Here is a 13,688-nt window from a genome sequence, read left to right as displayed (position 1 = left end):
ACCAAAACGGCCCGTAGCGTATCGCTACGGGCCGTTTTTGCGAGATCGTCGTTTGATCAGAACGAGCGCTGGAAGCGGAAGATGCCGCCGATTGCGTCGGCATCGTCGGCATCGAAATTGTCGTAATAATCGACTTCGGCGGTGATCGTGTAACCAGGAACGATGGTGTAGGCGACGTTGGCCGCAACGGCGAAGTCTTGGTCGTCGGTATAGGAGACCTGGGCGTTCAAAGAGGTCTTCTTGTTGACGGCATAGCTGCCGCCGCCCCAGACGGCAAAGTTGCCAGTCCACGGCTTGTAGAAGTTCTTCGCGACGTTGTCGTCGCTGCCGTAGCCCGCCATCACGAACAGGGTCAGGTCAGTAATCGGCTTGACGTCGAGGCGAGCTTTGCCGGCCCATTCTTCCGACGTGCTGTTATAGGCGCCGACCGCGGTGATCGCACCCCAGTCACCCTTGTATTTCACGCCGCCGGCGACAAACGGAACGTAGCTGTCGATCGACTGGTCAGCGCCGGAGCCCGTTTCGACCGAGGCGACTGCCGTAAAGCCATTACCGCAGTCGAAGTAGTAACTGATCAGGTTGGTGTCCTTGGTGCCGTAAGGAATGATAGTGTCCTGGACGACGTTGCCGGCGTAGCCGATGAACGAATCATAGACAGTTTCATCCTTACCGACACGGAAACCTCCAAGCTGGATCCAGGCGAAGTTCAGGGTAACCGCCTTGTTGTCCTGCACGCTGAAATCAACACCGCTCACGGTGCGTTTGGTATTGCCGAAGTTGAAACGGGTCTCGGTATAGGTCTTCAACGTGCCGAGCTCAGTCTCCTGGCCGGTCCACGTCTTCAGATTGAAGCGGGCATTCTTGTTCCAGGTCTGCTGCTCGTCACCGTCCAAAAGGTCATGTGTCGTCGCGCCATCGAAAACGCGGCCGGCGTCGCCGAAGCTGGCGTCATAGCGGACATAGCCGCCGATGCGCAGGCAGGTCTCGGTGCCGGGAATGTAGAAGTAGCCGGCGCCGTAGACGTCGCAAATCTTGACGTATTCGGCGGGTTCCGGCTCGGCGACCACAACAGCGTCGGCGGCGCGCGCACCGGAGACCGCGACGAATGCCGCGGCTGAGCCGAGAAGAAGGCTCTTGATATTCATTTTCTGACCTCTCCAGTCAAAGTTAAAAATGGCTTTGGATTCATGGGTTGAACGGCTGAACGCCTCACCCACGTCGAAAAAGGCGCGCACCGCACCCCTCTTCAGGCGGCGAACATACTCATCCGCATTCCAGTCTCAATGACGATTCCAAAAATAATCAATGTTTGCATAACAGAATAAATCCATGTTGCACAAATATCACTTCATATTTTCTTCACATTTTCCTCCGGCACAAACGAGACACTGTCACAATTGTACGAAAATATACTTATGACATTAGCCGGAAAACCGATCTGAATCCGACATACATTCCTTCTACGTGTTCTTTTTTTTGAATAGGCTTCTAACGTTGGCAGCGAGATCAAGCCGACTTCGCCATCGCTGCGTTCTGTGCGGCAAGAACGACTTCCGCCACCAGATCCCGTTTGAGCATTTCAATGGGAATACGTCCGGCGAGGCCGGGCGCGGGGCCGATCAGCCACGACCAGGCATGCCGTGGATCGGGCATCGCGGATAACACTTCCTTGATACCCGGCGCCGGCCTGCCGTCGATGAACTGGGCCAAGGGAAATACATGTTTGCGGCCACCGGTGCGCAACGCAACGACCGTGCCGCTCCGCTGCCAGCGATGCAGGGTCGAGCGCGATATGCCGAGATTTTGCTGCAGGAACGTCGACCCGGCGACCCGACCGGCCCAGTCCTCGACCCGCATCGAGTCGAGGTCGCCCGTTCCGGCCAGGCGTTGGATGTCTGCCCCTTGGCCGTCGTGCGCCGTCGACAGATGCGTCCGGGCACGGCGTTCCGCAGCTTCGGCAGCCAATATCCGCACGAAACGCGACGCCATGCCGGGTAGTCTTTCCTGCATGGTGTCGATCGCACTGATGTCGGTCGGCGCAAGCAAAGCGACGGCGACGGCGACGGCAACGGCGCCGGCGACCCTGCCCGCTGCAACGACCGCATCGCTGTTCGTCACCTTGCCTTGCCGCGCCAGCACGCGCTCGATCTCAACAGCGACGGCGTTTGCAAACTCGATCTGACGGATGGGGTCGATGCGATTCCAAGTCCCGGTCATGTCCTGATCTGGCTGTTTGCCTGCCGGTTCCGGTTTGCTCGGAAGCGGGTCTTTCGCACAGCCTATAGGCAGGGTGTATGACGGAGAGACGACAAACGGTAACCATGCTCGATCGCAGTATCGGCAGGAGTTCCAGCCGGTCAGCTGGCCTGTTTTGCATGAAGTATCGGAAATTTCTCAGAAACCGCTCAGAATTTCCCGTCGCGCCGGTACCAATGAGGAACGGGTCGACGACGTGGTCGACGCATGGCCTCCCGGAATGACTCGGCCGTTGTTCAAAATGCAAAGTCGACCAAGCGGGCAGCCCGGCGACCGCTCAGAATCCTGAGGCGGCCAACAGGCCGCTCTGCGGATCGCCCAAACAGGCTCAGTGCGGAAATTCGAGCCCCATTTCACGGTAGCGCTCGGGATCGTCGCCCCAGTTCTCGCGCACCTTGACGAACAGGAAGAGGTGCACCTTCTGCTCGAGTATGCCTGCGATTTCCATGCGCGCGGCCTGGCCGATGGCGCGGATCGTCTCGCCCTTATGGCCGAGCACGATCTTCTTCTGGCTGTCACGCTCGACATAGATTGTCTGGTCGATGCGCACCGAGCCGTCCTTCTTCTCTTCCCATTTCTCGGTCTCGATGTGGGAGGAATAAGGCAGTTCCTGATGCAGCCTGAGATAGAGCTTTTCGCGGGTGATCTCGGCCGCGAGCTGGCGCATCGGCAGGTCGGAGATCTGGTCCTCCGGATAGTACCAGGGGCCGGCCGGCAAGGTCTCGGCGAGATAGTCGAGCAGGTCCTTGCAGCCGGACCCGGTCAGCGCCGAAACCATGAAGGTGCGCTTGAACGGCACCCTTTCGTTGGCTGCCGCCGACAATGCCAGCAACGTCTCGTGCTTGACCCGATCGACCTTGTTGAGGATCAACACCATCGGCTGCCGGACATCCTTCAGCCGCTCGAGGATGGCGTCGGCATCGCCCCGGATGCCGCGCTCGGCATCGATCAAGAGAAGCACGATATCGGCGTCCTTGGCACCGCCCCACGCTGTGGTCACCATCGCGGTGTCCAGCCGGCGCTTCGGCTTGAATATGCCCGGCGTGTCGACGAAGACGATCTGCGCGTTGTTGTGGGTGGCAATGCCGCGCACGATAGCGCGCGTGGTCTGCACCTTGTGCGTCACGATCGACACCTTGGCGCCGACCAATTGGTTGACCAGCGTCGATTTCCCCGCATTGGGCGCGCCGATCAGCGCGACGAAGCCGGAGCGGGTAGCGGGAGCTTCTGTAGCCGGAGCTTCGGTGGCGGTCATGCGGCACTCCCTTGATTGAGCCAGACGCCTTCCCGCTGCAGAAGTGCCGCGGCTGCAGCCTGCTCCGCCTCGCGCTTGGAGCGCCCGTTGCCGGTCGCCGGCGGATAGGCGCCGACCTTGACACTAACGGTGAACAGCGGATCGTGGTCCGGTCCCTCGCGGCTGTCGATTATGTAAACCGGCACTGCGCCTGCCGCCTGATGCGCCCATTCCTGGAGTTCGGTTTTCGCATCGCGACGGGCGGCGTCAATGGCTTGCGAGCGCGGCTGCCAGTATTTGTGGATGAAGGCACGGGCCGCTTCCAACCCTCCGTCGAGATAGAGCACGGCGATCAGCGATTCCAATGCATCGGCGCGCAGATTGACGCGCTTGCGCCCGTCGAGGCCGCGTACGTCCGAACCGGCGCGAATAAGTTCCGGCAGGCCGATCTCCTCGGCAATTTCCGCCAGGGCTTCAGCGTTGACCAGAGCGTTCAATCTCAGCGACAGCTCACCCTCGGCTGCGTCGGGAAATGCCGCCAGCAGCATATCGGCAACGACAAGGCCGAGAACGCGGTCGCCCAGGAATTCGAAACGTTCGTAGTCGATGCCGGCGTGACTGCCGCGAGCGCTGGCATGGGTCAGCGCCCGCTGCAGGCGCTGATGGTCGCCAAAACTGTGGCCGGTGCGCTCCCTGAGCGCCTCGGCGAGCGCATCGGCGGTCAGCCGTTTCGTCGCCGCCATGGCCCTAATTGACGAAATGGAACAGGCGCGAGGCGCGCATCAGTGACGGCCATTTCCAGATTTCGAGCGGGCTGGCGCTGCCGCCGATCGAGAAGAAAATGAGGTTGGCGCGGCCGACCAAATTCTCGTCCGGCACGAAGCCGACGGTGAAGCGGCTGTCCGACGAGTTGTCGCGATTGTCGCCCATCATGAAATAATGACCGGGCGGCACCTTGAACTCTTTGGTATTGTCGCCGATCGAAGCCTGCGTCAGGTCGAGCGTGTCGTAGCTGACGCCGTTCGGCAGCGTCTCGCGATAGACATCGACCGGCCCGTTCTCCTCGGTGATGTCGTGGTTGTCGATCTGCCCGACCTTGACGCGCGGCACACCCACATCGTCGATGAAGAGCTGGCCATCCTTGACCTGGATCTTGTCGCCCGGCAGGCCGACGACGCGCTTGATATAGTCGACAGAAGGATCCGGCGGAAACTTGAACACCACCACGTCGCCGCGCTTCGGCTCTGAGCCCCAGATGCGGCCCGAAAAGATGTTCGGCCCGAACGGCAGTGAATAGCGGGAGAAGCCGTAGGACCACTTGGTGACGAAGAGATAGTCGCCTTCGAGCAAAGTCGGCCGCATCGACCCGGACGGGATCGAGAACGGCTGGAACAGGAGCGTGCGGATGACCAGCGCAAGCAGCAGGGCCTGGACTATGACGCTGACGGTTTCGCCAAGTCCGCCGGATTTCTTCTGGGTTTTTTCAGCCACGCTCATGTCGTCCTCGATTGTGCGTTGGATGGTATAGAGTCTCGGCGCGCGCTGGGCAACGTCATGCCGGTGGTCAGATGCAATCAATGTGGCGCTTCTTCGACCGGCAACGCTTCAATGATCACAAAGGCTTGAGCGAGCGGAAAATCATCGGTGATGGTGAGGTGGATCACCGCGCGGTGCCCTTCAGGCAGAATTTCGTCCAGCCGCGCTGCCGCCCCATTGGTCAGCGCCATGGTCGGCTTGCCGCTGGCCAGGTTGACGACCCCCATGTCGCGCCAGAACACACCCTGCGCCATACCGGTGCCCAATGCCTTGGCGCAGGCTTCCTTGGCAGCGAAACGCTTGGCGTAGGAGGCCGCACGCGCCGCGCGGTTTTCGGAGCGCGCCTGTTCGATCTCGGTGTAGATGCGCTGGATGAAGCGTTGGCCATGGCGTTCCAGCGACTTCTCGATGCGTCTGATGTCGATGAGGTCGCTGCCAATACCGATAATCATTCGGCAGGAACTTCCGGCCCGGTTTTTCCAGCCTTTGCCGCTCTTTCGGCCAGCCGCTTGCGGCGCTGCTCGTGGAAAGTGACCATGCCCCAGCGGGTGATGCCGTAAAACAGCAGGCCGAAAACCAGGCCGAGCGGTATTGCGCCGATCGTCATCGGCTTCAGCACCGGTCCCCACAATTGCGCAAAGGAAAGATTATGCAGCATGTCGCCGAGATGCGCGGGCGGGCCATGCGCCGGCAGGTGTTCATGCAGGATCAGCTTGCCGACCTCCCAGGAGGCGGCCCATAGCAGCGGAAAGGTCAGGGGGTTGCCGAAGACCGTGCCGAGTGCTGCCGCGACCAGATTGCCGGCGATCAGCCAGCACAGGATGGCAGCAATGATGAAGTGAAAGCCAAGCGGGAAAAACGACGCGAATACGCCCGCCGCAACACCGGCGGCCACGGCATGCGGCGTGGCCCTAAGCCGCAGGATGCGCTTGGAAAAATACCGCAGCGAGCGCGAGAACGAGCGGCGCGGCCACAAATAAGTACGCACCCGCTCGAAAAAACCATCAGGCTTGCGCCGTCGAAAAAGCACTCTGTTCCTGTTCCTAGTTCCGTCAATAGCTTTACGCCGGCTTCTCCAGCCGGGCGCGACAGCCCTATGCTGCGCTCTGCGGTCGCCGAAAAGCAACTACGACTTTGATATAGCGATGCGCTGGCCGAAGAACAACGAGGCCGAGGGCATCCGCTCGGTGGCCGGTCGCGCCAGCCTTGGGTATCGCCGTTCTGAACAGGGTATGATCACGGCGAATTTAAGGAGCGTCGCTTAGGATCGATATTCGCTGACCTCGACGAGGTTGCCGTCCGGATCGCGGAAATAGACCGACATCATCGCGCCCCGAGCGCCGACACGCTCGACCGGGCCGACCTCTATCACCACGCCATTGGCGGCGAGGTTGGCACATATCTCGGCGAGCGGCCGGGCAGCAATCAAGCAGAAATCTCCGGAGCCCGGCGTCGGCGCCTTGGCCTTCGGCTCGAAGGTACGCCCGACCTTATGCACATTGATCTTCTGCGTTCCAAACAGCAGCGCCGTTGGTCGATCCGGCTCGTCGAGGCGCTCGAAGCCAAGCACGCGCTGATAGAAGGCGCAGGTATCGTCCACCGAACGAACTGTCAGCACGAAATGATCGATGCCAGCAATCACGGCAGCGTCTCTTGACTTGTTTTTATGCATGTCGTTGTCCCAAAACCGCCGCACACTTTTGGGCGACATGCATTAGATATTGCGGCTGCCCGGCTTGATCGCCGGTATGGCGGCGAGCTCGGGCGGCAGCATGTCGGCAGGATAGGCCGGAACTTCATATTCGGCGAGCGCGATCAGCGGCACGCCGACATCGGTCTTGCCGGCCGAGCGGTCGATGATGCATGCGGCGGCAACGACTTCGGCGCCAAGGCCGCGCAGGCAGTCGATGGTCTCGCGGATCGACAGGCCGGTGGTGACGATGTCCTCGACAATGACGACGCGCGATCCCTTGGCGATCTCGAAGCGGCGCAGCCTGAATTCGCCCCCTTCCCGCTCGACCCAGATCGCCGGCGCACCAAGATGGCGCGAGGTCTCATAGGCCGGGATCAGCCCGCCGATCGCCGGGCCGACGACGTAGTCGATCCTGCCGGGCACGCCAGTGCGGATCTTTTCGGCGAGCGCCTTGCACAAGCGCTCGGTCTTGTCGGCATGCATGAAAACGCGCGCCTTCTGCAGGAAGACCGGGCTGCGCAGGCCCGACGTCAGGATGAAATGCCCTTCGAGAACGGCGCCGGCCTCGCGGAAAATGCCCAGCACTTCATCGGTGTTCATCGTTCACTCCATGTCCATGGTGAATGGTGAATGGTGAATGGTGAATGGTAGTAGGGTAGTGAGAGCACCCTCTTTCACTATTCACTATTCACTATTCACTATTCACCCATTCACGCGCCTTGCATCGCTGACGCTCGAATTGTCCTTTAGCTGCGACAGCAGCCGGTTCAAGTGCTTGAGGTCCCACACTTCAAGATCGATCAGCATTTCGGTGAAATCGGGCGCGGTGCGCACCATCGACAGAGTGTGGATATTGGCGTCGTTGGATGCGACGACCTGTGCAATATCGGCCAGCGAACCCGGCGCGTTGATGGCGGTGACCGAGACGCGCGCCGGGAACCGCTCCTTGGTGCGCTCGTCAATATCCCAGCGCACGTCGATCCAGCGCTCGGGCTGGTCGTCAAAGGCCTGCAGCGCCGGCGACTGGATCGGATAGATGGTGATACCGGTTCCCGGCTGCACGATGCCGACGATGCGATCGCCTGGCACTGCCCCCTCCGGCGCGAAGCGCACCGGCAGATCGCCGCGCACACCGCGGATCGGCACCGCGTCGTCGCGCGGCTGGTTCTTGTCCTTGCGTGCGGCGCGGCCCGGAATCTGGAACAGCATGCCGGCGGCGTTGCGGATCTTCGACCAGCCCTCCTCGCGCTGCTTGGGCGCGACCAGCGTGACACGCTCGTCCTTGTAGTCGGGAAACACCGCCTTCATGACATCGGTGGAGGCAAGTTCGCCTCGGCCGACCGCGGCCAGTACATCCTCGATGTCCTTGCGCGCCAGCCGGTGCAGCACCGGCTTCAGGCTTTCCTTGGTGAAGGTCTTGCCAGAGCGTTCGAAGGCGCGCTCCAGAATGCGGATACCGAGACCCGAATATTGCTTGCGAATGGCGTTCTTGGTGGCGCGGCGGATGGCCGAGCGTGCCTTGCCGGTAACGACCACCGATTCCCACGCCGCCGGCGGGACCTGCGCCTTCGAGCGGATGATCTCGACCTCGTCGCCGTTCTTCAGCTCCGTCATCAGCGGCATGATGCGGCCATTGACCTTGGCGCCGACGCAAGTGTCGCCGACGTCGGTGTGGACGGCATAGGCAAAGTCGATCGGCGTGGCGCCGCGCGGCAGCGCGATCAGCATGCCCTTCGGCGTGAAGCAGAATACCTGGTCCTGAAACAGTTCCAGCTTGGTGTTTTCGAGGAAGTCCTCGGGATTGTCGCCTTCGGCAAGCTGCTCGATGGTGCGCCGCAGCCAGGCATAGGCATTGGTTTCCTTCGAGATCGCATGGGCGGCACCATTCATCTTGCCGCCGGTATCCTTATAGATCGAATGAGCCGCGACGCCGTATTCGGCGATCTTGTTCATTTGATAGGTGCGGATCTGCAATTCGACGCGCTGGCGCGACGGGCCGACGATGGTGGTGTGGATCGAGCGGTAGTCGTTCTGCTTCGGCGTCGAGATGTAATCCTTGAAGCGGCCGGGCACCATCGACCAGGTGGTGTGGATGGCGCCGAGCGCGCGGTAACAGTCCTCGACCGTCTCGACAACGACGCGGAAGCCGAAAATGTCGGACAGCTGCTCGAACGACAGCGCCTTGGCCTCCATCTTGCGGAATACCGACCACGGCTTCTTCTGCCGGCTCTTGACCTCGGCCTTGATCGAATATTTGTCGAACAGCGTGGAGAGCGCCTTCTCGATCTCCGACAGCACGCCCTTGTTGCGCTCGAAGATTTCGGCCAGCCGTGCGGTGACGGCGCGGTAGGCTTCCGGATTGATGAAGCGGAAGGCAATCTCCTCCAATTCCTCGCGCATGCCTTGCATGCCCATGCGGCCGGCCAGCGGCGCATAGATGTCCATCGTCTCTTCGGCAATGCGCAGGCGCTTGGCTTCCGGCACATGGTCGAGCGTGCGCATGTTGTGCAACCGGTCGGCGAGCTTGACCAGAAGCACGCGCACGTCTTCCGAGATCGCCAGCAACAGCTTGCGCAGGTTCTCCGCCTGCTCGGCCTTCTTCGAGACGAGGTCGAGCTTTTTCAGCTTGGTCAGGCCCTCGACCAGCTTGCCCATTTCCGGGCCGAACAATTCGTCGATCTCGGCCCTGGTCGCCGTGGTGTCCTCGATCGTGTCGTGCAGCAAGGCAACGGCGATCGTCGCCTCGTCCATGTGCATTTCGGTGAGGATGGCGGCGACTTCGAGCGGATGCGAGAAATACGGGTCGCCGGAGGCGCGTTTCTGGTGGCCATGCTTCTGCATGGCGTAGACATAGGCCTTGTTGAGCAGCGCCTCGTTGACGTCAGGCTTGTAGCGCTGGACGCGCTCGACAAGCTCATACTGACGCATCATGGGCGGGATCTCGCAATGCTGAAATGAATCATGCGCCGCACTGGCGTACGGCGCATGTCATAGATAGCCACGAAACTGCCGACGCGAAAGTGTCGGCAGTTGTCGCTAAGATCAATAATCGTCGCTTTTTTCCGGCGGCACCAGGCCTTCGATGCCGGCCAACAGGTCTTCTTCGGTCATGCGATCGAAGGTGACGTTGTCCTCGGCGTCGTCGGCATCGGTCGCTGCAACGGCGCTGCCGGTCTGGTCGGCAATCGCCTCGCCATCGGCTTCCGGCTCATCGACCTCGACATGCTTCTGCAGCGAATGGATGAGATCTTCCTTGAGGTCGTCCGGCGACAGCGTCTCTTCGGCGATTTCGCGGAGCGCAACGACCGGGTTCTTGTCGTTGTCGCGCGGTACGGTGATCTGCGCGCCCTGGCTGATCTGACGGGCGCGGTGGCCGGCCAAGAGCACCAGCTCGAAGCGGTTGTCGACCTTGTCGATGCAATCTTCAACGGTTACGCGGGCCATGAGTTGCCCCTTTCATGCCTGGATTTGATGGAAAACAGGCGCGGTCCATAACCCGAACGCCGCCAAAATACAAGCTTTTATGGCGGTGCGCAGCTCTGACGCGGGCCGCCTGCGACGACACAGCGCCGATCACAATTGCTTGCGGTGCGGCATGGTGCCTTGGATTGCCGTAAAACTGGCGTTATCTCGAACGATGAAGGCCAACAGGTCTATTATCAGACCGGCCGATAGTCGCCACGCATTTAGACGACCGCTTATTTCGAAAAAGGACATTTTCTATGTTCGATCCTCGTGAAAAAATCGCTCTCTTTATCGACGGTGCCAATCTCTACGCCACCTCGCGCGCTCTGGGCTTTGACATCGATTACCGCAAACTTCTGGCGAGCTTCCAGAAACGCGGCTATCTGCTGCGCGCTTATTACTACACCGCGCTGGTCGAGGATCAGGAATACTCCTCGATACGGCCGCTGATCGACTGGCTTGACTATAACGGCTTCAAGGTGGTGACCAAACCGGCCAAGGAATTCACCGACTCGACCGGCCGGCGCAAGATTAAGGGCAATATGGATATCGAGCTGACCGTCGATGCGCTCGAGCTTGCCGATGTCGTCGACCATTATGTCATCTTTTCGGGCGACGGCGATTTCCGCACGCTGGTCGAGGCGCTGCAGCGGCGCGGGCGCAAGGTGTCGATCGTCTCGACCATGGCTTCGCAGCCGCCGATGATCTCCGACGATCTGCGCCGCCAGGCCGACCATTTCATTGACCTGATGACACTCAAGAACGAAGTCGGCCGCGATCCGTCGGAGCGGCCGGTGCGCCGGCCCGAACCGGCCGAGGCCGACGAGGAAGACTATTGACGATCGTCGCCTTGACCGCGCCGCCGGCCGTCTCTCCCGAGCCCGATCGCGACTGCCCGCTCTGTCCGCGGCTGCATGATTTCAGAGCCGAATGGCGGCAGCGTGAGCCGTCCTGGTTCAACGCGCCGGTGCCGACCTTTTTGCCGCCGGAAGGCGAGGATGCAGTGCGTCTGCTGATCGTCGGGCTGGCGCCGGGCCTGCGCGGGGCAAACCGGACGGGGCGTCCCTTCACCGGCGATTTTGCCGGCGACCTGCTCTACAACACGCTGATCGCGCACGGCTTTGCGCGCGGCGAATTCAAAGCGCGACCGGATGACGGGCTGCAGCTTGTCGGTACGGCGATTACCAATGCGGTGCGCTGCGTGCCGCCGGAGAACAAGCCGGTTGGCGCCGAGATAGCGACCTGCCGGACGTTCCTGGTGCCGACGATCGCGCGATTTCCAAATCTGCGCGCTGTGCTGGCGCTTGGCTCGATCGCGCACCAGTCGACCGTGCGGGCGCTCGGCCAACGCGTTGCCGCCTATCCGTTCCGGCATGGTGGGCAGCAGCAGGCCAATGGCATCACGCTGTTTTCCAGCTATCATTGCTCGCGCTACAACACCAATACCGGCGTGTTGACGGAAGCGATGTTCGTCAACGTCTTCAGTCAGATAGAAGCTTTTCTGAAGACATAGAGTCGGACGACGCCCGCCGGGGCACGAGCCCTAGATTCGGGCGATCGCGAACAACCAGGCCAGGAGATCCAGCAACCACAGAAACAGTGCAAGCTGCAGTGCGACGCGCAGGCGTTGGATGATCCGCCAATTGCTGGCCATGTCGGATTTGATGCGCAGCGCAAGCGCTCGGTGCATCCCGTCCAGGGTTGCGGGAGGGTGCTGATCGACGAAGTCCTGGAGCAGCTTCTCTGGATCGAAACGGAACGTATAGTTATAATACGGCCACACCATAATCGCGACCAGCAGCCCGATAAGAAAAAGCAATGTCAGCGCCAGCCAGTCCCAAGGCCCCACGCCATCCAGGAGCGCCCTGCCTCCGAGGAGAGAACTCGCGAACGCGGTTGCGAAGATCAGATTGCCGGCGCGCGTATTGAGACTTTCAACCACGCCCTGCTGGTGCTGGAGGCCACGCACCGCCTCCGCATAGACAAATGCCAGGCGGGGGTCGCCGCCGTCCGTCGCAGCAGGCGGGGCGTTGCTGTCATTGGTTGATGAAGGGCGCTCCGGCATCAAATGTACTTAGCACGGCGCCGCCTGCGATATGAATAGCCACATGGGGAACGCTTCGTCGCTCTGTCTTCGTGCCATCGAGGGTGTTTTGGTGGACGGGAATAGCATCAATCCGACGCTGTCGCTTCAGGCGCTGCGGCAAACAATGCGGCCAGCGTCGCAGGTCCGCCCTGGAGAACATTCAGGTCGACGTCGCCGCTGATGCCGTCGACGCGGCCCCGGTTGTGATACTGCCAGTAGATCCAGTTGTCATGGCCCGGCCGCAGCGCCAGCGAACGCAGCCAGCGCGGGCGGCTGGCTAGCTGCCCGGCATAGGCTTGCGCCGCCTCGTCGGTCACATAGAGGATCGCCGTCTTGCCGAACGCCGCCTCGACCGGGCCGAGGAAGGCGGAGAGTTCGGCGCTCAGCTGTTCGGGAGTTGGCCGCTGCGGGCAATTGCCGCCGAACTCGATGTCTACCACCGGCGGCAGCAAAGGCTGATCGTGCGGCACCACCGAGATGAAGTTGCGTGCCTGATCCGCACCCGGTCTGCAGAAGGTGAAGAAATGATAGGCACCGACGGCAAGACCGGCGGCGCGGGCCGCGCGCAAATTGGCGGCGAAGGCATCGTCGACATGATCGCCGCCTTCCGTCGCCTTGATCACGGCGAAGGCGACATCGTCGGCGGCAACACGCCGCCAGTCGATCTGCCGCTGATGATGGGAGACGTCGATGCCCCTGACCGGATATTTGCCGCGGTCCGGAGAAAACGTCTGGAAGTAGGTATAGCCGCCGGCCAGAACGAGGCCCGCCACGAGCAGACCGGCCGCGCCCCATAAGACGATCCGGTTTTTCAAACGAGACCTATCCCTTTTGGTCCGCCCTGCCCGCCGCTACGGCTCCGGGCGTTCGTCGCTCGAAAAGCCAAATCGCTGGCTTTTCCTCCGCTTCGCGGACCGCTCCTCACCCTCGCTCCTTCAGCAGCCGGCCCTTCTCGCGCGACCAGTCGCGCTGCTTTTCGGTCTCGCGCTTGTCGTGCAGCTTCTTGCCGCGGCCAACGGCGAGCAGCAGCTTGGCACGGCCTTGGTCGTTGAAGTAGATCTTCAGCGGCACCAGCGTCATGCCTTCGCGGTCGACGCTTTGCGCCAGCTTGGCCATCTCGCGCTTGTTGAGCAGCAGTTTGCGGCGGCGGCGCGGCTCATGGTTGAAGCGGTTGGCCTGCAGATACTCCGGCAAATAGGAGTTGATCAGCCAGATCTCGCCGCCCTCGACCGAAGCGTAGCTGTCCTGGATATTGGCCTGGCCCTGGCGCAGCGATTTCACTTCCGTACCGGTCAGCACCAGGCCGGCCTCGATCGTGTCGAGCACCTCATAGGAAAACCGCGCCTTGCGGTTTTCCGCAACGGTCTTGTTGTTGGGATCGGCTTTTCTGACTTGATTCATGATGCGGAGAGGTGGCG

Annotated in this window: 16 protein-coding genes; 2 read left to right on the top strand and 14 right to left on the bottom strand. The window is 61.4% G+C overall.

All coding sequences use genetic code 11. The annotated features are described in order from the left end of the window. Positions 1-56 precede the first annotated feature (56 nt). From NKI59_RS21530 to rpoZ, 11 genes are all read right to left on the bottom strand, one after another. Positions 57-1,145 carry a porin gene (locus NKI59_RS21530; protein ID WP_352569817.1) on the bottom strand — a complete coding sequence of 363 codons (1,089 nt, stop codon included), beginning with the start codon at positions 1,143-1,145 and terminating at the stop codon, positions 57-59. Positions 1,146-1,506: 361 nt separating this feature from the next. Further along, the gene (locus NKI59_RS21525; RefSeq protein WP_352569628.1) at positions 1,507-2,217 is read right to left on the bottom strand and encodes an antitoxin Xre/MbcA/ParS-like domain-containing protein; all 711 of its coding nucleotides are present in this window, start codon (positions 2,215-2,217) and stop codon (positions 1,507-1,509) included. A gap of 367 nt (positions 2,218-2,584) precedes the next feature. Beyond that, the gene (gene era, locus NKI59_RS21520; protein ID WP_023677765.1) at positions 2,585-3,511 is read right to left on the bottom strand and encodes a GTPase Era; all 927 of its coding nucleotides are present in this window, start codon (positions 3,509-3,511) and stop codon (positions 2,585-2,587) included. Beyond that, positions 3,508-4,233: a ribonuclease III gene (gene rnc, locus NKI59_RS21515; protein WP_352449001.1), complete on the bottom strand. Its 726-nt coding sequence runs from the start codon at positions 4,231-4,233 to the stop codon at positions 3,508-3,510. Before rnc ends, era begins: the two co-directional genes overlap by 4 nt. Positions 4,234-4,237: 4 nt before the next feature. After that, positions 4,238-4,987, bottom strand: coding sequence for a signal peptidase I (gene lepB, locus NKI59_RS21510; protein ID WP_352706693.1), 750 nt, complete (start codon positions 4,985-4,987; stop codon positions 4,238-4,240). A gap of 77 nt (positions 4,988-5,064) precedes the next feature. Continuing rightward, positions 5,065-5,478, bottom strand: a complete 414-nt coding sequence (gene acpS, locus NKI59_RS21505; protein WP_352467214.1) for a holo-ACP synthase — start codon at positions 5,476-5,478, stop codon at positions 5,065-5,067. Further along, entirely contained in the window at positions 5,475-6,056 is a 582-nt protein-coding gene (locus NKI59_RS21500; RefSeq protein ID WP_023677769.1) for a DUF2062 domain-containing protein, read from the bottom strand. The genes acpS and NKI59_RS21500 overlap by 4 nt, the downstream gene beginning before the upstream one ends. Before the next feature lie 231 nt (positions 6,057-6,287). Further along, on the bottom strand, positions 6,288-6,698 hold the full coding sequence (locus NKI59_RS21495) for a VOC family protein (protein WP_352706642.1): 411 nt from the start codon (positions 6,696-6,698) through the stop codon (positions 6,288-6,290). Positions 6,699-6,740: 42 nt separating this feature from the next. After that, positions 6,741-7,319, bottom strand: coding sequence for an orotate phosphoribosyltransferase (gene pyrE / locus NKI59_RS21490; RefSeq protein WP_352449004.1), 579 nt, complete (start codon positions 7,317-7,319; stop codon positions 6,741-6,743). 102 nt (positions 7,320-7,421) lie between these two features. Continuing rightward, on the bottom strand, positions 7,422-9,650 hold the full coding sequence (locus tag NKI59_RS21485; RefSeq protein ID WP_023677772.1) for a RelA/SpoT family protein: 2,229 nt from the start codon (positions 9,648-9,650) through the stop codon (positions 7,422-7,424). Positions 9,651-9,761: 111 nt separating this feature from the next. Further along, the gene (gene rpoZ / locus NKI59_RS21480; protein ID WP_023677773.1) at positions 9,762-10,163 is read right to left on the bottom strand and encodes a DNA-directed RNA polymerase subunit omega; all 402 of its coding nucleotides are present in this window, start codon (positions 10,161-10,163) and stop codon (positions 9,762-9,764) included. A gap of 278 nt (positions 10,164-10,441) precedes the next feature. Between rpoZ and NKI59_RS21475 the strand changes: the two genes are divergently transcribed. Together NKI59_RS21475 and NKI59_RS21470 are read left to right on the top strand one after the other, a co-directional pair. Continuing rightward, positions 10,442-11,023, top strand: a complete 582-nt coding sequence (locus NKI59_RS21475; protein WP_352449005.1) for a LabA-like NYN domain-containing protein — start codon at positions 10,442-10,444, stop codon at positions 11,021-11,023. Next, positions 11,020-11,697 carry a uracil-DNA glycosylase gene (locus NKI59_RS21470; protein WP_352706640.1) on the top strand — a complete coding sequence of 226 codons (678 nt, stop codon included), beginning with the start codon at positions 11,020-11,022 and terminating at the stop codon, positions 11,695-11,697. The genes NKI59_RS21475 and NKI59_RS21470 overlap by 4 nt, the downstream gene beginning before the upstream one ends. Before the next feature lie 30 nt (positions 11,698-11,727). Here NKI59_RS21470 and NKI59_RS21465 read toward each other — a convergent pair whose 3' ends face one another. The 3 genes from NKI59_RS21465 to smpB all read right to left on the bottom strand — a co-directional run bounded on the left by NKI59_RS21465 (position 11,728) and on the right by smpB (position 13,671). Continuing rightward, entirely contained in the window at positions 11,728-12,249 is a 522-nt protein-coding gene (locus NKI59_RS21465; RefSeq protein ID WP_352454369.1) for a hypothetical protein, read from the bottom strand. Positions 12,250-12,356: 107 nt separating this feature from the next. Continuing rightward, positions 12,357-13,085 (bottom strand): GH25 family lysozyme, encoded by a 729-nt coding sequence (locus NKI59_RS21460; protein ID WP_352569836.1) that lies wholly within the window; start codon positions 13,083-13,085, stop codon positions 12,357-12,359. Positions 13,086-13,191: 106 nt separating this feature from the next. Next, positions 13,192-13,671: an SsrA-binding protein SmpB gene (gene smpB, locus NKI59_RS21455; RefSeq protein ID WP_023768487.1), complete on the bottom strand. Its 480-nt coding sequence runs from the start codon at positions 13,669-13,671 to the stop codon at positions 13,192-13,194. Between the last annotated feature and the right edge of the window lie 17 nt (positions 13,672-13,688).

Origin of the sequence: Mesorhizobium sp. M0598 (assembly GCF_040320865.1) — a bacterium.
GTDB lineage: Bacteria > Pseudomonadota > Alphaproteobacteria > Rhizobiales > Rhizobiaceae > Mesorhizobium.
This window is presented reverse-complemented; position numbering and strand designations above follow the sequence as displayed.